General features: G+C 58.7%; 19 protein-coding genes. 6 read left to right on the top strand and 13 right to left on the bottom strand.

The features are described from left to right. Window positions 1-186 precede the first annotated feature (186 nt). Window positions 187-1,155 (top strand): hypothetical protein, encoded by a 969-nt coding sequence (locus FXO11_RS14015; protein ID WP_148863554.1) that lies wholly within the window; start codon window positions 187-189, stop codon window positions 1,153-1,155. 9 nt (window positions 1,156-1,164) lie between these two features. On the opposite strand, the gene FXO11_RS14010 is transcribed toward FXO11_RS14015, so the two are convergent. The 3 genes from FXO11_RS14010 to FXO11_RS14000 all read right to left on the bottom strand — a co-directional run bounded on the left by FXO11_RS14010 (window position 1,165) and on the right by FXO11_RS14000 (window position 3,161). Beyond that, the gene (locus FXO11_RS14010; protein WP_148863553.1) at window positions 1,165-1,971 is read right to left on the bottom strand and encodes an ABC transporter permease; all 807 of its coding nucleotides are present in this window, start codon (window positions 1,969-1,971) and stop codon (window positions 1,165-1,167) included. Then, window positions 1,971-2,579 (bottom strand): ABC transporter ATP-binding protein, encoded by a 609-nt coding sequence (locus FXO11_RS14005; protein ID WP_148863552.1) that lies wholly within the window; start codon window positions 2,577-2,579, stop codon window positions 1,971-1,973. The genes FXO11_RS14010 and FXO11_RS14005 overlap by 1 nt, the downstream gene beginning before the upstream one ends. 102 nt (window positions 2,580-2,681) lie before the next feature. Then, a complete protein-coding gene (locus FXO11_RS14000) occupies window positions 2,682-3,161 on the bottom strand; it encodes an HPP family protein (RefSeq protein WP_148863551.1) in 480 nt (159 codons plus the stop codon). Between the two features lie 110 nt (window positions 3,162-3,271). Here FXO11_RS14000 and FXO11_RS13995 point away from each other — a divergent pair, with 110 nt between their 5' ends. Beyond that, on the top strand, window positions 3,272-3,865 hold the full coding sequence (locus FXO11_RS13995) for a TetR/AcrR family transcriptional regulator (protein WP_148863550.1): 594 nt from the start codon (window positions 3,272-3,274) through the stop codon (window positions 3,863-3,865). Beyond that, window positions 3,862-4,185 carry a low molecular weight protein tyrosine phosphatase family protein gene (locus tag FXO11_RS13990; protein WP_148863549.1) on the top strand — a complete coding sequence of 108 codons (324 nt, stop codon included), beginning with the start codon at window positions 3,862-3,864 and terminating at the stop codon, window positions 4,183-4,185. The genes FXO11_RS13995 and FXO11_RS13990 overlap by 4 nt, the downstream gene beginning before the upstream one ends. Window positions 4,186-4,293: 108 nt before the next feature. Here FXO11_RS13990 and FXO11_RS13985 read toward each other — a convergent pair whose 3' ends face one another. The 4 genes from FXO11_RS13985 to ligD (FXO11_RS13970) form a co-directional block, all read right to left on the bottom strand. After that, window positions 4,294-6,579, bottom strand: coding sequence for a putative bifunctional diguanylate cyclase/phosphodiesterase (locus FXO11_RS13985; protein ID WP_148863548.1), 2,286 nt, complete (start codon window positions 6,577-6,579; stop codon window positions 4,294-4,296). Between the two features lie 35 nt (window positions 6,580-6,614). After that, the gene (locus FXO11_RS13980; protein WP_148863547.1) at window positions 6,615-8,075 is read right to left on the bottom strand and encodes an ATPase domain-containing protein; all 1,461 of its coding nucleotides are present in this window, start codon (window positions 8,073-8,075) and stop codon (window positions 6,615-6,617) included. A 434-nt stretch (window positions 8,076-8,509) separates the two neighbouring features. After that, a complete protein-coding gene (gene ligD, locus FXO11_RS13975; RefSeq protein WP_148863546.1) occupies window positions 8,510-9,421 on the bottom strand; it encodes a non-homologous end-joining DNA ligase in 912 nt (303 codons plus the stop codon). Beyond that, window positions 9,418-10,431, bottom strand: coding sequence for a non-homologous end-joining DNA ligase (ligD, locus tag FXO11_RS13970; RefSeq protein WP_148863545.1), 1,014 nt, complete (start codon window positions 10,429-10,431; stop codon window positions 9,418-9,420). The genes ligD (FXO11_RS13975) and ligD (FXO11_RS13970) overlap by 4 nt, the downstream gene beginning before the upstream one ends. A gap of 430 nt (window positions 10,432-10,861) precedes the next feature. On the opposite strand from ligD (FXO11_RS13970), the gene FXO11_RS13965 reads away from it, so the two are divergent. From FXO11_RS13965 to FXO11_RS13955, 3 genes are all read left to right on the top strand, one after another. Then, entirely contained in the window at window positions 10,862-11,848 is a 987-nt protein-coding gene (locus FXO11_RS13965; protein ID WP_148863544.1) for a chemotaxis protein CheB, read from the top strand. An 86-nt stretch (window positions 11,849-11,934) separates the two neighbouring features. Further along, entirely contained in the window at window positions 11,935-12,327 is a 393-nt protein-coding gene (locus FXO11_RS13960; RefSeq protein ID WP_148863543.1) for a cupin domain-containing protein, read from the top strand. Between the two features lie 155 nt (window positions 12,328-12,482). After that, entirely contained in the window at window positions 12,483-13,466 is a 984-nt protein-coding gene (locus FXO11_RS13955; RefSeq protein WP_148863542.1) for an aldo/keto reductase, read from the top strand. Between the two features lie 18 nt (window positions 13,467-13,484). Here the strand turns inward: FXO11_RS13955 and FXO11_RS13950 are convergent, their stop codons facing one another. The 6 genes from FXO11_RS13950 to fdhF all read right to left on the bottom strand — a co-directional run bounded on the left by FXO11_RS13950 (window position 13,485) and on the right by fdhF (window position 20,459). Beyond that, entirely contained in the window at window positions 13,485-14,051 is a 567-nt protein-coding gene (locus FXO11_RS13950) for a PqiC family protein (protein ID WP_148863541.1), read from the bottom strand. Between the two features lie 25 nt (window positions 14,052-14,076). Continuing rightward, entirely contained in the window at window positions 14,077-15,726 is a 1,650-nt protein-coding gene (locus FXO11_RS13945; protein ID WP_148863540.1) for a PqiB family protein, read from the bottom strand. Then, window positions 15,719-16,336: a paraquat-inducible protein A gene (locus FXO11_RS13940; RefSeq protein WP_168203172.1), complete on the bottom strand. Its 618-nt coding sequence runs from the start codon at window positions 16,334-16,336 to the stop codon at window positions 15,719-15,721. Before FXO11_RS13940 ends, FXO11_RS13945 begins: the two co-directional genes overlap by 8 nt. Next, complete coding sequence (locus FXO11_RS13935) at window positions 16,333-16,929, bottom strand: paraquat-inducible protein A (RefSeq protein ID WP_148863538.1); 597 nt, start codon at window positions 16,927-16,929, stop codon at window positions 16,333-16,335. Before FXO11_RS13935 ends, FXO11_RS13940 begins: the two co-directional genes overlap by 4 nt. 78 nt (window positions 16,930-17,007) lie before the next feature. Next, on the bottom strand, window positions 17,008-17,490 hold the full coding sequence (locus tag FXO11_RS13930; protein ID WP_148863537.1) for a DUF1641 domain-containing protein: 483 nt from the start codon (window positions 17,488-17,490) through the stop codon (window positions 17,008-17,010). Then, the gene (gene fdhF / locus FXO11_RS13925) at window positions 17,490-20,459 is read right to left on the bottom strand and encodes a formate dehydrogenase subunit alpha (RefSeq protein WP_148863536.1); all 2,970 of its coding nucleotides are present in this window, start codon (window positions 20,457-20,459) and stop codon (window positions 17,490-17,492) included. The genes FXO11_RS13930 and fdhF overlap by 1 nt, the downstream gene beginning before the upstream one ends. Window positions 20,460-20,521: the final 62 nt, after the last annotated feature.

The following is a 20,521-nucleotide window of genomic DNA, read 5'->3' as shown; positions in this document are numbered from 1 at the left end:
GATGCCGGGTCGGTGGTGATGGATCACGTTGTGATCTCTGTCCCATTAGATCTTTCACGTATCCGTCTTGGTGAGCCGGTATAGCTGGAATGGCGGGCGACAATCCTTAAACTGGGATGGGGAGAAGCCCTAACCCGGGAGAGAAGTAGGACCCCGGTATAAAAGTAGGACAAACTGGAGGCAAGAGTGGCAGACGGCGTAGCCGAACTTACACCGACCCGTGCGTTGCAGCAGTTGGAGGAAAGCCGGACTTTTCTGCAGCGTCTGATCGTTGCAGCCAGTGCTATCGAGGGGCTAAAACATAGCGTCGAAGATATGCTGGCGCAAGGGGCGGTGGCATCGGACGACCAGCCCCATATGGCCCGTTTTATCGAAGGCCTTGGGCGTAAGGTGCGTAACCTTTCAGATGCGGAAGTTCGCCTGCGCCTAGAGAAGCTGGATCGTCGCATTGGCGGATTGTTCTCCCGGCTCGTGCCGTTGATCGAGCAGATCAGTTCGGGCGACGCGCCCGTTGACGAGGCAAAGCTGGTGGGTGCCAGCAACGACATCGACGCGTTGAAGCGGCTGTCGCGGACAGCGTTGGCGGTCCGGGGCATGCTCACGCGACGCGGTGTGGCCTTTGCCGATTTCCGCTTACCTCTGGACCGGGAGCGTCTGCAGACGCAGCTACTGGCGATTGCTCGCGAAGAGCAGCGTGCGCGCCGCGAAGTGATTCAGCAAGTGAGAGTCATGGGCAGCGATATTCGTAAACTGTTACAGCGACCGGATCTGCCGGTGGCGATGCGGCACCTGCTGGACCAGATGCAGGCGGGCTTGCTGGCAAACCTCGAACATCTGAAAGCCGGCCACAGCGTTGCCGAACTCCCTCTGCCGATTGAGACCGCCTCATTCATCGAACCCTTGCCAGAAGGGTCGGAACCGCAGGAGGTCGAAGCGCCTTTCTCGGAGTCAGCGGGTCAGCCGGAACAACCGCCACCACGAAAACAAGCGCCACCACAACCTGCACACCGGAATTCCCCGGTTTTGAAGGATGCAACGGCAGGGGGAACGCGCAAGGCCGTACCGCCGGGTTTGCTGCGCGCATTGTGGCTCTGGATAAGATCGCCCTGGGACGTGTCCTGGCGCGATATCCGGGAAGGCCGTTACCGAGGTTAGTCGACAGCATCAGCCGCCTGAGCGCTTTTCCAGCCTATCCAGTCTCAAGCGTTCCCGCTCGTCGAAGAGTCGGCGGCTCCCCCAGGTCACTGCGATGACCGAGCCGAAGCCCGCCCCCACGTTGATCGCGAACATCACCAGAATTTGATACTTCACCGCCACCCCCGGCGGGCTGCCGGCCAGGATCTGGCCCGTCATCATGCCGGGCAGGCTGACGATACCGGCGGCGGCCATGGCGTTGATGGAGGGAATCATGCCGCTGCGCATGGCGTCGCGGCGGACATCGCCCACCGCTTCACGCCAGGTCTGTCCCAGCATCAGTCGCGCTTCGATCACGGTGCGCTGGTGCCAGACAGACTCTGTCAGGCGGTCCAGACTGAGTGCGATGCCGGTCATGGCGTTACCGAGGATCATGCCCAGCAGGGGAATAGCGTACTGGGGCGCATACCACGGCTCGGGCCCGATAATCACGACCAGCATAAACACGGTCACCGTAAAGGACGACACGAACATAGCCCCGGTACCCAGACCGAAAGCCCAGAAGCCCGTTAAGCGCCGGCTTTGCCGCGCCATCACCTCCCGACCGGCGACCAGCAGCATGACGACGGCGAGCAACAGCACCCAAAGTAAACCGGCGCTGGCGAACAACGCTTCGAGCACCAGCCCGATAAGTGCAAGCTGTATGACGGTTCGCAGTGCCGCGATCAACAGGCTGCGCGTCATCCCAAGCCGGCCCGCGTAGGTGAAGCCCGCGAGCAGCATCACCAGCCCCGACGCTAACGCCAGCTTCCACCAGGCAATATCGATTACTTCCATTACACGGCCTCCAGTCCGTTGGATCGCAGGCGGAAATGGCGATCAGCGATGCGGGCGATCTGTTCGGGATCGTGAGCGACCCAGAGCGTCGGCATCCGGCGGGAACGAATCTGCTGTAGTAACCACGTTTCCGTCGCAACCACGCGATCGGGGTCCAGGTTGCTGGTGGGTTCGTCCAATAGCAGGACGTCGGGTTCGAGCACCAGAGCGCGCAACAGCGCCAGCCGCTGGCGCTCTCCAGTGGACAGACGGCTGACCGGCCAAGTCGAGACATCGCTGTCGAAACCCAGGGCTTCCAAGTCGCTGCGTGGCATCGATCCGAGGAAGTGGTCGCCCACCTGATCGAACCACCACGGGTTATCTGCCGGAATCATCAAGACTCGGCGGCGCCAGGCGTGCCCGGCCAGCGACTGCTGATCCTGACCATCGAGCCGAATGCGCCCGCCATGGGCTTCGATATCGGCGATGGCCCGCAGCAAGCGGCTTTTACCGCCACCTGACGGACCCGAAATGCAGACGACTTCGCCCGGATTCACGGTCAGCGTGACGCCGCTAATACTGCCGACGGCGACGGTGTCCAGATGGAGACAGCTGGAAGATGCAGGCATGGCGGGTTCTTGGTTTATCGATGAGTAGTGGGTGCCCCGCTAGCCAGCGAGAAAGTCGATGGCTAGCGGGGAAAGTGTAGCGCAGAACCGCTGGCGCACTATTCATAACCATCTTGTCGGATAAGTCTGTCCCGAGACGATCCGGTGATACAGGTAGCCAAACGCAACGATAGCGAGTGCGCCGGCAGCCACGGGCATCAGCAGGAAATGCCAGTCCTCGCCGGTAAGCATGATTAACAGAGGATTCGCGCCTGCCGGGGGATGTGTTGTGTGGGTGACCAGCATCAACGTTACAGCCAAGCCCACGGCCAACCCGAGGGACCAGGCATGCACACCGAGCAACATCGCGACGGCGAGCCCCACCGCAGCGGTCAGCACATGACCCATTACGATATTGCGAGGCTGTGCGAGAGGACTTTCGGGTAGACCGAACAGGATCACCATGGTGGCCCCGAAGGGCGCCATCAGCGCTATGGCGCTGTTGAGCGTACCGAGGAGGCTGAGCGCGGTGATACAGGTAGCCGCGCCTAGGCCAGCTAGCAGGGCTGCTTTGTACTGTGTCAGGTTGAGCGGATATTTCATGACGACCTCGTTGTGGTAGACCGGTTTGTCTACTTACGGTAGACAGTTTTGTCTGCCAGTGTCAATATGGCGGCATCGAATAACGGCATCGAATAGCGGAGAGTCGTCGTGTGAGTAAACGGGAGCACTTGGTCAGCGTTGCTTTTGACTTGTTCTACCGGCACGGGGTGCATGCGGTCGGCATCAATCGCGTGCTGGAGGTTTCCGGCGTGGCGAAGAAAACGCTATACCACCATTTCGCCAGCAAGGAGGATCTGGTTGCCGCTACGGTGGACTACCGGGACCGCCGGTTTACCGCTTGGTTAACCGCTCGGGTCGATAACGCGAGGTCCGGCCGGGCTGCGCTGGTGGCCCTATTCGAAGCACTCGATGACTGGTTCAACCAACGAGACGAGGAAATGCAGCCGTTCCATGGCTGCTTCTTCATCAATGTCAGTGCCGAGTTTGGCGACTTGGAACACCCGATCCATCGTCAATGCGCGCATCACAAACAGTCGATTGCCGAATTGATCCGTCGGCACGTTGCACAGGTCATTGACGATCCCCGCAGCGTCGAGTCAGTCTCTGAGGCAGTGATCATGTTGAAGGAGGGGGCTATCGTCCAGGCCCACGTAATGGGTGATCTCAAGGCGGGGGTTAAGGCTCGTGCAGCCGCGGAACGGCTGTTGGACGCGATGGCGAACCCTGGAGGAGCTATCTCATGAAACTGCTTTTCGTCTGTAGCGAGAACCGGCTTCGCAGCCCGACGGCCGAGGCGATTTTTTCAACCTATCCCGATGTCGAACCTCTGAGTGCCGGCATTAGCCCCGAAGCTAACCGGCCGGTGTCGGCGGATCTGATCGAATGGGCCGATACGGTGGTGGTTATGGAGCCCTTCCACCAAGAATGGCTGCGAAATGCCTTCCCGTTGCAATTCGAAGACAAGACTTTGGTCTGCCTGGATATACCGGATCGCTTTCCCTTCATGGACCCCGAACTGGTGGAGCTACTGAAGGCACGGGTGGTTCAGGCTATCCGCCTGTAGTGTTCCGCTTTTTGTGGACTGGATAGCAATTGGGGACTGGATAGTGATTGTTGGCTAGAGGGTCATTGTTGATTATAGGGTGGTTGTTGATTAGAGGATGATTGTTGATTAAATAGTGTTCTGCTTTTTGTTGGCTAGAAGGTAGTTCAACAACTCGGCGGCGGGCATCGGCCGGGCGAACAGGTAGCCTTGTCCCAAGGGACAGCGGAGCTGGCGCAGCGCTTCGAGCTGCTCTTCGGTTTCGATACCTTCCGCGACCATCGTGATGTTCAAGCTGTTGCTCATCTGCAGCACGGCCTTGACCATGTCCAGGCTTTCCCGGTTTTGCGGCACTTGGGTAAGAAACGACTTATCGAGTTTGAGTTTGCTCACGGGCAGCGCCCTGAGCCGGCTTAGAGAGGAATAGCCGGTGCCGAAATCGTCGATAGCAATTTCGTAGCCTTGCGCATGCAGCTGCTGGAGAAAGGCTTCCATTTTGCGCACGTCCGAAATCATCGAGCCTTCGGTGAGTTCCAGCATCAATGCGGCCGGTGGCAGTTTGTATTTCTCAAGCATGTGCTCAAGCTGCTCCACCAAGTCCGCCTGCCAAAGTTGATTCACCGAAAGGTTCAATGCCAGGCACAAGTCGGGCTCGATTTCCCGGCAGTGAGCCAGGGTGTGCCCGGCTTCGTCCAGCATCAGCTGTCCGGTGCGCGCGATGAGTCCGGTTTCCTCCAGGGTTTGCAGGAACTCCATCGGGGAGACCACGGTGCCGTCCGGACGATTGAGCCTCATCAGCGCCTCGACATACTCCGTTTGGCCAGTCTCGATGTTGACGATGGGCTGGAAATAGGCGGTGAAGGCGCGGTCGTTGACTGCTTTGTAAAGGTCGTTCTTGAGCGTGAGCTTATCTCGCTGGCGCACGGACAGATCGTTGTAGTAAAAGCGAAAATCGCCGCCGCCAGCGGATTTAGCTTCGTACATGGCAATATCGGCGCAGTTGACCAGGCTGCGAGCCTGATCGGTGTCGTCCGGATACAGGCTGATGCCGATGCTACTACCCAGGTGGTGTTCCATTTCGGCATCCTCGAACGACTGACTCAGTCCGTCCACCAGGCGTCGGGCCAGTTGCGCCGCTGCTTCGGCAACCGCATCGCGCGGGACTTCAGCAGCGGCGATAGCGTCATCGGATGGGTCGAAACGCATCAGTATCAGGAACTCGTCACCGCCCAACCGGGCGACAAAATCTTCTTCCCGGGCAATGCTCCTGAGGCGCTCGGCTACACGATGGAGCAGGCGGTCGCCTACTTCATGGCCCAGGCTATCGTTAATGCGTTTGAAGCCGTCGAGGTCGATAAAAAGGACGGCCGCATAGCGCTTGTGGCGGGCGACTTCGATATCCAATTTGTTCAGCTCTTCCATTACCCAATGCCGGTTCGGCAGGTGGGTGAGGGCGTCCCGATAAGCACGGTCCCACGCCAGACTACGTTGCTCCTTCAAATCGGTACGCGTGCGCAAAGCGCTGACCCCGTAGGATAGATTGGCGGCGAGTCGCTCCAATAGCATGATCTCATCGGCGTTGAAGGCATTGGGAAGCGCGCTGTAGATCGCCAGCACGCCATTTTCGCCGGCGTCGAACGCCATGGGCAGCGCCAGGGTGGCCGCGATGCCGTGGGCCTGGGCGGCTTCGCGCCAGGGCGCATAGTCGGGATCGGTTTCCACGTTCTGGCAAACGATAGCTCGCTGCTCCTTGATGGCCCGGCCAGAGGGGCCATAACTGTAGGCATCGTCCTGCCAGCGGACGATGAGCTGCTTCATGAACGGTTCCAGATGGCCCGCATGGGCCAGGACCTCGATGCTGTGTTGCTCGTCGTGACGGGCGACGCCCACCCAGGCCAGATTGTAGTCGCTGAGCTCGATTACATTCTGCAGGACGGCACCGATGAGCTGGCCCTCGGTATCGCCGCGTAGCACGGTCTCGTTACAAGCCGCCAATACCTTGTACGCTCTATGGGTGCGAAGGCGATCTTGGCGCGCAGAATCCAGCTCGGTTTGCTGTTTTTCGGAGAGCGCCCGCGCGCGCACAAGATTGTCGACTCTGGCCGCCAGGTTGGCGCTGCTTAGGGGCTTTAATAGCACCTCGTCGACTTCGCTACCGAGCAAATGGCGGACCTGAGCCATCTGGCTCTCGCGCAAGATGAGGAGTACGGGGAGTACGATTGGGGCGTTGAGACGGCGAAGGGCACTTAGGTCTTGGCGCAAACGGCTGAAGGCGTTCAGGTCCAGAACGGCTATATCGAAAGGCGTCTCGGGCAGCCGGCCCGATTTTGAGAAATCCAACGCGTAGTCGGGAAGCACATCCCGGAAGATGCGTTCGTTGCCCGTATGGCCAACTGAGACGAATAGCCTTGCCAAAAAGCGCTCCTTAATCAGTATGTCGCAACGACTTCCTACTTCGTGGAGTAGTTCGAGGGCAAGCCGCGCAAAATACCTTGCAAGTGACGTAAGGGAGCGCCGACCTTAATGCCGTCGTCGCTGATCTCGAACTCGCGCAGGCTTTTTTCGAAATTGCCGGTTCGCTTCTTAAGAACGCCGATTGTCTTCCTGACTTCGCCTTCAACTTCGAGATAGCGCATGAGAATGAGTGTATCTCCGAGATGGCTGATGCCCAGTTCCGTAGGCTGCACGTTATCGGAGGAGATCGTGTGTGTTTCATTGACGATGATGACCGTAACGCCCACGCCCACCAAGTACCGGCACAGCGCATGCAGTCGTTCAACAATATCTTCGCCGGCCACGGAAAGTTTTGAAACCGAGAGGCGATATCCGGATGAACTGTCCAGCATGACGGTCTTTACCCCGCGCTCTTCCACCTCGCGTCGCACTGAAAGCGCGAGCTCATCCGGCGAATAGAGCATGGGTTCGATATTTCTGATCTTCAGGGCGCCATCGTCGATCATGTCGTCAACCGGCATCTTTATGGCTCGGCAGCGGTGCAACATGGTTTGCGAGCTTTCCTCGAAACTATAAACCACACTGCGTTCGTCGCGCCTCGCCGCAGCCCGGACGAATTGCATGCCGAGTGTCGTCTTACCGACACCGGACGGGCCGGAGAGAATCGTCACTGTACCGCGGTCAATGCCACCGTGGAGCAGCTTGTCGATCTCGTCGATCTCGCTGGAAACGGTCTCCCGCCGGAACTCGCGGACGTGATCTTCAGGGATGAGACGGGGATATACGGCCATGCCGTGTGAAGTCAGTCGCATGAAGTGCGCCCCTTCCGAGTAGCCCGAGCCACGGAATTTGGTCACGCTGATACTCCGGCCTTCACGCATGTTCTGCAATTCGATAACACCGTCGCAAATGAACTGGAGATCGCCACCGGTATTGTTTTGCTGGGAGGCCGATCCGGCTTCGGAGGTAAATATTACTGTTGCCCCGGCGTCGGTAATGTAGTTGAAAAGCGCTTGGCACTGCCGCCGGAACTGGTAGCTGTCGGGCGAAAGATAGAGAAGGGTGGACATAGGCTCGATGACGACGCGCCGCGGCTTGTGTCGATCGACCGCCTCACAGATTTTCTTGAGCATCGGACCCAGGCCAAGCTCTGAGCTGGGTATCACATCAAAGGACGATTGCAGCTCTTCATCGATATCGCGTGGCGAAAGGTCTTCGAAATGCAGGTTTGAGGTCATCAAGCCGAGGCTTTCGGCAAACCAGCGAATGACGCGGGTATTTTTGTCGAAAGTGACGTAGAGCGCGTCTTCTTCCGGATTCTGAGCGAGGAAGTGCAGGCAGAGCGTCGTTTTGCCGCTGCCGGGCCCTCCGTTGATCATGTAGGTTTTCTGGCTTAGTAGCCCACCCTCACTAATTTCATCGAGACCGGCAATGCCGGTGGATATACGTTCAACCAAGCAGGTTTTCTCCTACACTACTGGCAGCTGCGAGCACCTAACCTGTAGAGGGTGTTGCAAAACTACTGTGCTCGGCCATGCGGCGTTGAAAATCCGCTCGTGCGCGAGTCCGATCAAAATGCTCATTTACTACTAGTAAACTGCGCTTTTTCGCGGATTTTCGCCTTGCCTGGCCTTCGCTCGCTACGTTTTGCAACACCCTCTATAACTTTGGTTCTCGGTTAAGGCTGCATAAGCAGTTCAGTATTTATTGTCTTACAAAAGGCATTGCTTTCCGTTTGGCGATAACACAACTACACGCCATGGGGTGCGCATCGCTACGTTAACCCGATATTTGCACATGGGAAAACCAACCGCTACTAGAAAGCAATTCGTCGGATAATGACCATAACATAGGATAAGTGGCTACATATTTAACTTTAATCCAAGTAAATCTAAGTCAGAAGTTTTTCCAGTTTTTTCGCCATGTTATCGGGTTTGATAGCGTGCCGGTGCATATCGGCCCATGGATCGTGCCGATTGTTGAGGTGCTTGGTGGCGTTGTTCAGGTCGAAGCTTTGCGGGGTGATGCTTTTGTCTTCCAGTTCGTCCCATTCCAGGGGCATGGCTACCGGCGCTCCGGCCTTCGCGCGAATGGCGTAGGGCGCGACGGCGGTTTGGCCAAAGGCATTACGCATGACATCCAGGTAAATGCGTCCCTTGCGCTTATTCTTGCGTTGTTCAGTGGTGAGTTCGTCCGAATGTTCGTCGGCCAGCCAGCGGGCAAGCCCCTGGGCGATCTCGCGTACACGGTCGAAGTCCGCTTCCGGCCGTAGCGGCGCGACGACATGGATGCCTTTGGACCCGGTGCTCATCACGTAAGGCGTCAACCCCAATTCCCGCATGGCGTCGGCCACCCATAGGCCAGCTTGGCGCACGGGTCCGAAGTCGTCGCCGGGCGGGTCCAGATCGAATATCAGCGTGTCCGGGTTGCCGATGTGATCCTGTTGGCTGAGCCAGCGGTGAAGGGTGATGGCGCCCTGATCCGCCAGGTAAACCAGGGCGGCGCGATGATCGGCGAGTATGTGCCGGACCTGACCGGTATTTCCCCCGTGGTCAACTGCATATTCATCCACAAACCCGGGGTAGTGGTCGGCCCGGTTCTGCTGGAAGAAGCCGCTCTTGCCGATGCCGTCGGGAAACCGGTGCAGGGTCAATGGCCGGCCTTTGATGTGCGGCAGCATGAAGTCGGCGACCTGATCGTAATACGCCACAACGCTCCCCTTGGTGATCTTGTCGTCGGGGAAAAAGACTTTATCCTGATTGGATAGATCGATGGTGTGTTTGCCGAATTTGCGTTCTGTCATGTGCGTGCTCCCGGCTCTTCTTTGATGACGTCCTTGGGTGATTTGTCGTCCCGCAGGCCCAGGTACCGCGGATGACGCAGACGGTTATCGTCGGTCCATTCGGTAAAACCGATTTCGGCGACCAGCGTGGGTTCGACCCAGTGGACACCTTTGCTTTTTGCCTTGGCCGCATCGACGACGGGTGGCTCATCCTGCTCTAATGCGCGCAGCCGTTCATGCAAGTCTTTAAGTTCACGCTCATCGAAACCCGTACCCACACGGCCGGCGTAGTGCAACTGCTTGCCTTCGTAGAAACCCAGCAGCAGGGCGCCGAAACCGGTACGCTCCCCTTCCGGGTCGGTGTAGCCGACGACCACCATTTCCTGCTGATTGACGCATTTGAACTTAAGCCACTTTTTCGAACGGCCTTTGCGGTATCCCGCCTGAGCATCCTTGGCGATCAAGCCTTCCCAACCTTTCTGACAGGCCTCTTTAAGGTAGTCTTCGCCGGTTTCGTTGCGATGCTGGGTGTAACGCAGAGGTGCCTCGAAACGGAGTGACTCTTCAAGCAGCCGCTTGCGTTCCCGCAGGGGCAGGGCGGTGATGTCGTAGCCATCCAGATAGAGCAAATCAAAGACGTAGTAGTAAACCTTGATGCCGGACTGCCGCGCCTCTGCTTCGTTCTTGATCTGCATCCGTTTCTGCAGGCGTGAGAAGCTGGTGGTCTTGCCCTCGAAGGCGACAATTTCACCATCGACGACAAAAGACCGCTCATGGGTGGCCAGGGGGTCGCGGATGTCCGGATAGGTGGCGTCGAGGGACTTGGGTTTACGCGAATAGAGGCGGGTTGACGTGCCATCGTGAAAGGCCAGGCAGCGCTCGCCGTCGAGTTTGCGCTCGAACAGCCAGTCCGGGTGGGAGAAGTGGTTGTCGGTCAGTGTGGCGAGCATCGGGTTGACGTCGTCAGGCAGCGGGGCCTTGCTAACCTTGCCGCGGACATCGCTGGCGAGCTGGTCGAGCCATTTGGGCATTGTCGGTTCTCCGTTCGAAACGTGTCCCTGTTGATTGAACCTCTCTATCTACCTTCACCTCGTCACGTCTACTTATAGATTTAATGACAATGGCTGCGTAATAAAAGCGTCTTCAGGCAAGACATACAGTTTGCCGGGAGCAAGTCAAACATCCAGGCCTGTTTTATGGGGGTTTTCCCGGCAGCGGCGGCACTGCTGCGGCGCTTCCGGGCGCGGCGCAGTTTGGCAACGCCACCCCATTCCCTATAGAGGATAGCGTCCTCGTGCCCGTCAATAGTTGCGCATCCCTTCTGGTTTACGGTAGCCGTATCGAATCATCCAGAATGTTGCGAATGTAGAGCATTCGTACCAATATCATGGCAACTAAAAGGTTGTTAGGGGCCTGGGGTAGCGGCTGTGACAAGGATTGCATCTGAAAAACGGAGAGATAATGGGCGACCACAAGATTATTGTCATCGGCGCATCGCTGGGCGGAGTCGAAACGTTGCCCAAGTTGCTGGCTCAGTTACCGGCGGACTTGGAGGCTTCAGTGTTTGTGGTTCAGCATATGGCGCCCGAAGGCCCGGGGATGTTGCCGGCCATCATCGGAAAGGCCAGTGCCTTGCCCGTCATCGTTCCGGAACACAATGAGCCCATCGAAAAAGGGCGAGTCTATTTGGCGCCACGGGATCGGCATATGCTGGTGCAACAGGACCGGATCGGTGTCGTTCATGGGCCTAAGGAGAACCGTAGTCGACCGGCAATCGACCCTTTATTGCGCTCAGCCGCTACCTATTTCGGTCCCCGCGTCATCGGAGTCATTCTGACGGGTGCATTGGATGATGGCAGCTCCGGTTTGCGAGCCATTAAACGTTGCAACGGCAAAACGGTGGTGCAGGAACCGGATGATGCTGTCTGCAATGAAATGCCCCTCAATGCATTGATGGTGGCCGAGCCCGTTGACTACCAGGTTGCTGTTGCTGAGATGGGCCGTATCTTGACTCGGCTCGTTGACGAGCCCGTCGGACAGTACGTACCCATACCCAAGGACATCGAACTTGAGGTCAAAATGGCTGAGAAAGCAGCAACCATCGAAGATGAGCAGAAGACGGGTACGCTGGTGCCGATTGCCTGCCCGGATTGTGGCGGTGCGCTATGGCAACACGATGAGGGCAAACTGCAGCGCTTCCGCTGCCATGTTGGACATTCATTTACCGCCCTGTCGCTGCTGGCCGGGCAGAACGAAGAGCTCGAGCGTTCGTTGTGGATGACACTGCGGGCTTTGGAAGAAAGGGCCAACCTGCTAAAACGTATGACTAAGAGTGCGTTAGACGGAGGCCATGAAATGGTCGCGCGTTGGTACGAAGACCAAAGTGCCGACGTTGAAGATAGCGCCACCAAAATCAGAACGGTGCTTAATCGTCCAGCTTCAGGGTGATGATGCCGGAATAGCCCATTTCATAGGCGAGCTCCCGGAAGCAGGGCGCTGCATTGATGAGATAATCGATAAAACGAGAGTACAGAATGAAGCCTACGATCAAGCCAGCGATCAATCGTTTCGATCCGGCGAAGGAGTACTTCTTCGAGGAGGGCTGCTACATCCTGGAGATGGCCAATAGCGCTGACGATCCTGCGCTATCCATTGCCCGTGCCCGGGTCGAGCCCGGGCGCGTTACGCGGTTGCACACCTTGGCGGAACAAGTGGAACGCTATGTGATCCTCGATGGGGAAGGGCTTGTGGAGATAGGCGATGCGCTCGCTGAAACTGTCACGGTGGGCGATGTGGTGATCATCCCGCCCGGCCATCCGCAGCGCATCCGGAATACCGGTGAGAGCCACCTGATTTTCCTCGCGCTATGTACGCCCCGATTTCGGCCCGAGGATTACCGGGATGTGGACCCCGAGCCGCCCCGCTAAACTTTGCTGTTTGCAAAACCCTATACCAAGGTCCAGCATAAATCCCCCTCTCTTCCCGATACCGTTCGATCGAACGTTCGGCATTGCCGTTCCCTGAAGTTGCTGTATTAGCCAACCTGAAATTAGTTGCGACGTGAAATTAAAAGGAGCTCGCCATGGAATACCGTCGTTTAGGCACCACCGGTATGAAGGTTTCTCCCCTTTGCCTGGGCACCATGACCTACGGCACGCCGGAGTGGCGTGACTGGGTACTGGACGAACAAGCAAGCCGGCCATTCATCAAAAAAGCGCTGGATGCAGGCATTAATTTCTTCGATACCGCCGACATGTACTCACTGGGCGAGTCCGAGCGGGTGGTCGGTAAGGCGCTGTTGGATTACGCCAAGCGTGACGATGTGGTTCTCGCCACCAAGGTATACAACCCCATGAGCGACAAGCCCAATGACCGCGGGCTGTCGCGCAAACACATCATGCAAGCCGTCGACGATTCCCTGCAGCGGCTAGGGACGGATTACGTCGATCTCTACCAGATCCATCGCTGGGATTACGACACGCCCATCGAAGAAACCATGGAAGCACTGCACGACGTGGTGAAAGCCGGCAAGGCGCGCTATATCGGTGCTTCATCCATGTTCGCCTGGCAGTTCGCCAAGGCCCAGCACGTGGCGGAGAAAAATGGGTGGACCCGCTTTGTCACCATGCAGCCTATGTACAACCTGATTTACCGCGAAGAAGAGCGTGAGATGTTTCCGCTATGCGCGGATCAGGGCGTAGGCGTTATTCCCTGGAGTCCGCTGGCGCGCGGCGTATTGGCCGGCAAGACCACCCAAGGCGAAGGGGGCGAGAGTACCCGCGCCCGGACTGATGCAGCGACGCGCAAGTGGAACCTGGGCAGCGATCAGGACGCGCCCGTGATTGAGGCCCTGCGCGAGCTTTCGACCGAGCATGATGCGTCCATGGCGCAGATCGCGCTCGCGTGGGTGGCGGCCAATCCCGTGGTGACAGCCCCCATTGTCGGCGCCAGCAAAGAAAAACATCTGGACGATGCCATCGCCGCGCTGAACATTACCTTGAGTCGCAGGGAAATGGACCTGTTAGAGGAGGCGTACGTGCCGCACGCCATCGCCGGGCATGCCTGATTCATTGCCGCGGAATCCTCAGGGACAGTGCGTCTGTCCCTGTTTAAGTTGGCGTGCGGCTTCGGCGATGCGTTGGGCCAGAGTTTCCACATTATCCTGGTGAGCCAGTACCAGCGAGGTGACGCTGTCGCCGGCGGTGCTTTTCTGGCGGAAGCTGCAGGTCATACGCCCGTTCTGATCCTGGGTGACGCTCAGCCGGAACTCCGCTTCCAGCCAGGCCGCCTGGCCCACAATGGTGTCGAAACGAGACACGGTTACCCACGCCCTGACCGGGTGTGGGGTTCTCGGGCCATCGAGGCGGGCGGTAAGTGCGCTCTGGATCTCTTCAGGCAATGACGACCCCCACCATTCCGACTCCAGGATGAGCAGGCCGCTGGCGTCCTCGCGGACCACCAGTTCGGTCCGGTTGACCTGGGGCGGCACGCTGACACTCTCCACCACAACCTTTTCCTGCTGATCGGAGGGCGTGTCGGTGGGCAACGGCATCAGCGTATGAAACTGTATCGGTGTGCTGCTGCAGCCGGCGAGAAATGCCAGGCAAAGCCAGACCCCTCCCCATTGCTTGTAGTACTTGAACTGGTTCATGGCTACCGATGACCTCTTTTCATGGTTACCGATTACCCCGTGCTGCTTCCGGCCGTCCCTGAATCAGCGCTTCGGGATGGCGGCGCAAGTAATCCGCCAATTCCCTGACCGAGCGGGACATGCGTTCGACCTCGTCCAGCGCCAGGCCCAGCCGCTGGCGTTCCGGCGAGCTGGGGTCCAGGGTTTCGGCGGCCGAAGCCAGCGTCTGCTGCATGTTTTTCATGGTGTCGTTGATGCCTTGCAGGGCGCCGTCGGTCGCCGGTAGTAAGTCGTCGTTGATTTGTTCCATGGTCTGCCTCAATTCCGCCAGGCTGCCGTCCATGTTCCCGGCAATGCTTTCGAGCGGGATCTCGCTGAACTTGTTGACGAGAGCCATGAGCTGGTCCTGCAATTGGTCCAGACTGGTGGGGCGGGTGGGAATAAGTATTGGCCGGCGATTGGCATCGACGGTCGCCGGTCCCGCATCGGGATAGAACTCAAGGGCGAGGTAGAGCTGGCCGGTCAGCAGGTTGCCGGTCCGTGCCTCCGCACGTAGGCCTTGGGCGACAAAACGGTTGAACAGCTTCGGAATGACCTCTTGCTCCCGGGAGCCCGCGTCTACGGTTGCCAGCAATTTGTCGTAAGCGCGCCCCATCAACTGCGGGTACACCCGGGCATCGACAATGACCGGGAATGTCTTATTCTGCGCATCGTAATCCAGGGAGACGCTCGTCACTTCGCCGATCCGCTTGCCCATGAAGTCCACCGCAGCCCCTTCCGATAGACCACGCAGCGACTGGGTGAACCGCATGCGAATGCGTTGCGCGGGCCCTTTGCTGGGCGCCAGGGCGGTCTCCCGCTCGTCGAATAGCTGGAACTCGGCGCCGGCTTTTACGGGCGTGGGTGGATCTGCGCCCGGTGGCGAGCCAAAAGCAATCCCGCCGGCGACGACTGAAATCAGCGACTGGGCGTCGATATCCACGCCGTTGGCGCTGACGCCAACATCGATCCCGCTTGCGTTCCAGAACCGGGTGCCGCTGGTGACGAAGCGATCGTTGGGTGCGGTCACGAAAATAGCGACGTTCACGCCGTCGCCGGAGTCGTCCAGGTTATAGGAGACCACCTGTCCCACCCGTACCTTGCGGTAATAGATCGGAGATCCGATATCCAGCGAACCCAAATTCTGGGCCTTCAGTTGGAAGCGCTTGCCAGGCTCGCCATAGGTGACCGGCGGCGGTGACTCAAGTCCTTTGAACGTTTCCGAGCGTTGTTCCGAGGTGCCGGGGTCGGCGGCAATGAAATCGCCGGAGAGCAGAGTATCCAGTCCGGAAATGCCCTCGGTACCCACCCGGGGACGGACTACCCAATAGCGTGAATCCTCCCGGGTGAAGGAAGAAGCCTCGCGGTTTAGCTGGGCGGTGACGATGACTTTTTCATGGTCCTCGCTGAGCTGAACCGAAGTGACCTCGCCGATTACCACGTTGCGGTACTTCACCGGCGATTTCTCCGCTGCCAGGCTGCCCGCGGTTTCGAATGTGATGCGGACCGTCGGGCCGGCATCGTGCCAGGCCTGAATCAACATCGACAGCCCGACCAGCACAGCGACCAGCGGAACCAGCCACACCAGCGACAATCCCCAGCGCCGGGACTTTACCTCTGCTTCGCCCGGCTCTCTGTACATCTGGTCATCACTCATTGCGTGGTTCTGTGTCCCATATCAGTCGTGGATCGAAGCTTTGGGCGGCCAACATCGTGAGTACCACCACCAAGCCGAAAAAAAGAATGCCGAGCCGCGGTTCGATAGTACCAAACACGCCGAACTGCACCAGCGACACCAGTAGGGCGGCGACGAATACATCGAGCATAGACCAGTAGCCTATGAGCTCAAGGGCGCGGTATAGCACGGTGCGTTCCCGGCGAGACCGCAAACTGCCCCTTTGTACGGTGATCAGCAGCAGCCCCAGTACCAGAAACTTGGTGACCGGCACGCCGACGCTGGCGATAAAAATAATCGCTGCAATATCCCAGGCGCCCCCCTGCCAAAGGGTGACGACGCTGCCGAGTATGGTTGTGGACGACTCTCGGTAAAGCGCATCAGTATGCATGATTGGCAGCACGTTGGCAGGGATATAGAAAACCAACGCCGCCAGCATCAGAGCCCAGGTGCGGGCAATCGCATTGGGTTTGCGCATGTGCAGCGGGGACCCGCAGCGGGGACAATTAGCGGCGGATTCATCGGCTGGGCAGGCCAAGCGGCAGCAATGGCAGAGCCGCAGATTGAGTTGCTCGGCAAAGGGCGGCGTCATGGCAGTTTCTCCCACAACAGGTGGACATCGCGGCCGGCCATGCCGATCATCAGCAGGCTGAGAAACCCCAGTGCGAACAGCCCCAGCGTCGGCGCCGCGTCCAGTGGACCCTTCAGCTTCACCACAGCGACCAGGCAACCGAGAAGAAAAACCTCCAGCATGCCCCAGGGCCGTAAGGCGGCCAGCGCTCGCATACAACCACGGAATGCCGGCGCCCGGACACCGCCCCGCGCATGAACCAGCAGCCATATCATCAATACCACCTGCAGGGCCGGTACAAAGACGATAGCGAAGGCGGACATGAGGGCCATGAGGCTGATCGGACCTTCAGCCAGGGCCAACACGGTGTCGAACAGGCTGGCAGAATTGATTTGGTCCTGAGCTTTGAGCATCAACACCGGATAGAAGCAGATAAACAGCAAAAGCATGCCGGCGGCGACACTCAGCGCCAGCGACTGGTCGATGGATAACAGGTTGTGCCGGGCAACCACCGCGCCGCAACGCTGGCACAGCGCCTTCTGGTGCAACGATAGTTGCGGACGGTGGTATACCGAATCGCAGTATTCGCAAATAATGTAGGGCGATGTGTACATCGGGCTCAGTCCGGACCTTCTCGCGAAAAACGCCTTTGGTTCCAGACTAGCGTATGACGCGCTCGCAGCCCAGGGACATTACTCCGACTTGCGCTCGGCTTCGCGCTTGGCGGCAGGCTTTTCCGGGGGTTCGTGAATCCGGTCGGAGAAGCCTTTTATACCGGCCAGCATCGGCCTGAGCCCTTGCCATAGCTCGTTGTCGTGCAGCAACCGGTAGAAGCCCAGTATCCCGGGCGCTTTTTCGTTCGACGCTTCGCTGGCCGCCTCTTCCATGCTATCCAGCCCTTCGGTGAAGGCTCGGGTAATCGCAGCCATGCGCTCCGGTGGCAGGCGCCCCAGGGCCATCAGCAGCAGGGAAAGGTTCTGAACTGCGTTGCGGCTCTGTTCAGTATTGAGACCTTTGAGCAGGATTTCGGAGACCTCCGGCGAGGCTTTCAGCACGTCGTTGGCAAAGCGCAGAACGCCGGTATTGCTAAGATTTTCGACGAGCTGGTCCAGCTCTTCTCGCGCTGTATCGGGCTTGGGCGGCTCGGGCACCTCGTACAGTATGCGTTTGGCCATCAGAATTTCTCCGGGTAGCGGGCTTTGGCCGGCGGCAGGGTGTAGTCTGCCCGGTTCCACTTCAGTTCAGCTTCAACTCCCCGCCGAGGCGTCGGTTTGCCAAAACGGAAATTGTTTGCCGGTAGCGGCGGATCATCCTGAACATCGAGGCGCTCCATATAAACGGCGATCTCCTTGAAGGTGGGGGTATCGCTGTCCTTGTCGGCGTCGAAGGAGGTCAGAATATTAATGGCGTGGTCGTTGCGCGTGGCGTTCTCGGTCACGAACAGCTCATTGCCGGTCACCCGGTCGGTGACCAGCGCCTGCAAGCGGATTGACCCATGCCGCGAGGTGAGCTGAACCCAGCGGCCGCTTTCGATATTCCGCTCTTTCGCCAGTTCCGGCGAGACTTCCACGAACTTGGTGGGCACCTGGCTGCGAATGCCTGCTGACTGGTGGGTGAGGTTGCCTTCGTGAAAGGTCTCCAGCAGCCGCCCGTTGTTAACGTGCAGGTCGTACATTTCATCGGTCTGCTGGGTCGGCTCGGTATACTCGAGCGGATACAGTCGCGCCTTACCGTCCGGGAACGCAAAACCGTTAAGGTACAGGTGAGGGGTGTCCGTACCATCGGCAGCGATGGGCCATTGCTGGGATTTATACCCTTCGAGACGTTCATAGGTGACGCCCGCAAACATGGGGGAAAGCGAGGCGGCTTCCGCCATGATGTCGGCCGGGGACGGGTAATTCCAGGTTGCCCCGAGGTGGCGTGCGAGTTCAGTCTGGATCAACCAGTCGGGTTTACTGTTGCCCTTGGGTTCCAGCACTTGATAAAGGCGCTGGATGCGACGTTCGGTATTAACGAACGTGCCTTCTTTCTCGACGCTGGGTGCTGCGGGGAACACCACATCCGCATGCTCGCAGGTGCGGGTGAAGAAGATGTCCTGTACCACCATGAAATCGAGCTTGTCGAAAGCCTCCTGGACGTAATGCGCGTTTGAATCCACCACAGCCATCTCTTCGCCCACCACATAAAGCGAGCGAACCTGACCTTTGTGAATGGCTTCCACCACCGTGTGGTTGTTGAGCCCCTTATTGGTGGAGAGTTTGACACCCCAGGCATCCTCATAGCGCTTGCGGGCGTCATCGTCTGTGACGAACTCGTAGCCGGGAAGCCGGCCGGGCATCGAGCCAAAGTCGCTGCAGCCCTGAACGTTGTTGTGTCCGCGCATGGGATACGCGCCAGTGCCTGGGCGCCCGGCATTGCCGGTGACCAGGAGCAGATTGGCGATGGCCGTCGAGGTATCCGAGCCGGCGATATGCTGGGTCACACCCATAGCCCAGACACCGCAAACCTTACCGGCGCTGACGATCATCCTGGCGAGAGATTCCAGTCGTGAAGCGTCGATGCCGGTGACGGATTCAGCGTATTCCAGCGTGAAGGGCGCCAGGCTCTCACGGTACTCGTCCAGTTGGATAACCCGCTCCTCAAGGAACGTCTTGTCCTCCAGCCCGTTGTCCAGGATGAACTTGCTGATGGCGCAGAGCCAGACCAGATCGGTGCCTGGTTTGGGCCGGATGAATTCGTCGGCCCGCTCTGCCATCTCATGTCTGCGCAGGTCGAACACCAGGTGCTTCTGGCCGCGGTGTTTCTGCGCCTGCTTAAGCCGGGTGGCCAACACAGGGTGGCTTTCGGCGGTGTTGGAGCCAACAAAGAAAATCAGGTCCGCCTGTTCCAGATCCGATATCGAGCCGCCATCGCCGCCGTAGCCCATCGTCCGCCAGAGGCCCTGGGTGGCCGGCGACTGACAGTAGCGTGAGCAATTGTCGATATTGTTGGTCCCGATAACGGCGCGGGCCAGTTTCTGCATCAGGTAGGATTCTTCGTTGGTGCATTTGCTCGAGGCCACGAAGGCCAGGGCATCGGGACCGTGCTCGTCCCTGATTTCGTTGAACCGTTTGGCGACCAGCCGATAGGCTTCGTCCCAACTGGCTTCGCGAAAACGGCCTTCCTCGCGAATCAGCGGTGTCGTCAGGCGGTCGTCGGAATCGACGAAGTCCCAGCCGAATTTGCCCTTGATGCAGGTAGATATCCCGTTTACCGGCGCCTCTTCCACCGGTTGGACCTTCAGAATCTTACGATCACGGGTCCACATATCGAAGGCGCAACCCACGCCACAATAGGTGCATACGGTCTTGGTCTTCTTGATCTCCGATTTACGCCAGGCTTCGTCCATTTCCGACATGGCAAAAATGGGCTGGAAGCCCAGCGTCGGCTCGATCTTCTTCACGAAGTCGATGGCCGGGCGCTTCACCGCTGTGGGAAGCGAGGTGAGCGGCCCGGCCTCGCCGAGCATGGTTTTCTCCATCAGCGCATTGCAGGGGCAGACGGTGACACAGTGGCCGCAGGACACGCAGCTGGAGTCATTGGCGGACTCGCCGCCATCCCACATGACGCGGGGGTCCTCTCGCTCCCAGTCGATGGTCAGGGTCTCGGTGACCTGGACGTTCTGGCAGGCCTCCACGCAGCGCCCGCAGAGGATGCATTGATCCGGGTCGTAACGGTAGAACGGATGACTATCGTCGGTTTCATAGGGTTTGGTGCGGTAGGGGTAGCGCTGGTGACTGACATCCATCGCGTTGATGACGTTATGGACCTTGCAGTCGCCGTTATTGTTCTCGCACACCGAACAATAGAGTTCATGCCGGGCGACGATGCGGTCGGCGCCTTCATGCCGGGCCTGGCGGGCGTCTTCATTGTCCAGTTCGACATTCAACCCATCTTCGGCCTGGACCGTGCAGCCCCGCTGCAGTTCGCCGTCGACGCGTACCCAGCAGGTATCGCAGGTCTGTAGTGCGCCGAGCGTCTTGTCGTAGCAGATGTGGGGCAGGTCGATATCGTAGCGGGCAAGGAAATCGATCAACGGGGTGCCGGCAGGCCCGATCAGCTTCTTGCCGTCACACGTGAGGGTGCACAGTTGGCTCTCTGGCATCAGGTAACCTCCATGTTAGACGGACAACCGGGACGTTTTTGAATGCTTTGGATCCGGTTGAC

Origin of the sequence: Marinobacter fonticola (assembly GCF_008122265.1) — a bacterium.
Taxonomy (GTDB): domain Bacteria; phylum Pseudomonadota; class Gammaproteobacteria; order Pseudomonadales; family Oleiphilaceae; genus Marinobacter_A; species Marinobacter_A fonticola.
The sequence above is the reverse complement of the archived record's forward strand: the minus strand, read 5'-3'. Positions and strand labels throughout refer to the sequence as shown.

What these genes read in the sequence shown, in the direction of transcription:
- FXO11_RS14010 (WP_148863553.1), bottom strand. Translation starts at nt 1,971, where the DNA reads ATGGAAGTAATCGATATTGCCTGGTGGAAGCTGGCGTTAGCGTCGGGG.
- FXO11_RS14005 (WP_148863552.1), bottom strand. Translation starts at nt 2,579, where the DNA reads ATGCCTGCATCTTCCAGCTGTCTCCATCTGGACACCGTCGCCGTCGGC.
- FXO11_RS14000 (WP_148863551.1), bottom strand. Translation starts at nt 3,161, where the DNA reads ATGAAATATCCGCTCAACCTGACACAGTACAAAGCAGCCCTGCTAGCT.
- FXO11_RS13990 (WP_148863549.1), top strand. Translation starts at nt 3,862, where the DNA reads ATGAAACTGCTTTTCGTCTGTAGCGAGAACCGGCTTCGCAGCCCGACG.
- ligD (WP_148863546.1), bottom strand. Translation starts at nt 9,421, where the DNA reads ATGACAGAACGCAAATTCGGCAAACACACCATCGATCTATCCAATCAG.
- ligD (WP_148863545.1), bottom strand. Translation starts at nt 10,431, where the DNA reads ATGCCCAAATGGCTCGACCAGCTCGCCAGCGATGTCCGCGGCAAGGTT.
- FXO11_RS13965 (WP_148863544.1), top strand. Translation starts at nt 10,862, where the DNA reads ATGGGCGACCACAAGATTATTGTCATCGGCGCATCGCTGGGCGGAGTC.
- FXO11_RS13960 (WP_148863543.1), top strand. Translation starts at nt 11,935, where the DNA reads ATGAAGCCTACGATCAAGCCAGCGATCAATCGTTTCGATCCGGCGAAG.
- FXO11_RS13955 (WP_148863542.1), top strand. Translation starts at nt 12,483, where the DNA reads ATGGAATACCGTCGTTTAGGCACCACCGGTATGAAGGTTTCTCCCCTT.
- FXO11_RS13950 (WP_148863541.1), bottom strand. Translation starts at nt 14,051, where the DNA reads ATGAACCAGTTCAAGTACTACAAGCAATGGGGAGGGGTCTGGCTTTGC.
- FXO11_RS13945 (WP_148863540.1), bottom strand. Translation starts at nt 15,726, where the DNA reads ATGAGTGATGACCAGATGTACAGAGAGCCGGGCGAAGCAGAGGTAAAG.
- FXO11_RS13940 (WP_168203172.1), bottom strand. Translation starts at nt 16,336, where the DNA reads ATGACGCCGCCCTTTGCCGAGCAACTCAATCTGCGGCTCTGCCATTGC.
- FXO11_RS13935 (WP_148863538.1), bottom strand. Translation starts at nt 16,929, where the DNA reads ATGTACACATCGCCCTACATTATTTGCGAATACTGCGATTCGGTATAC.
- FXO11_RS13930 (WP_148863537.1), bottom strand. Translation starts at nt 17,490, where the DNA reads ATGGCCAAACGCATACTGTACGAGGTGCCCGAGCCGCCCAAGCCCGAT.
- fdhF (WP_148863536.1), bottom strand. Translation starts at nt 20,459, where the DNA reads ATGCCAGAGAGCCAACTGTGCACCCTCACGTGTGACGGCAAGAAGCTG.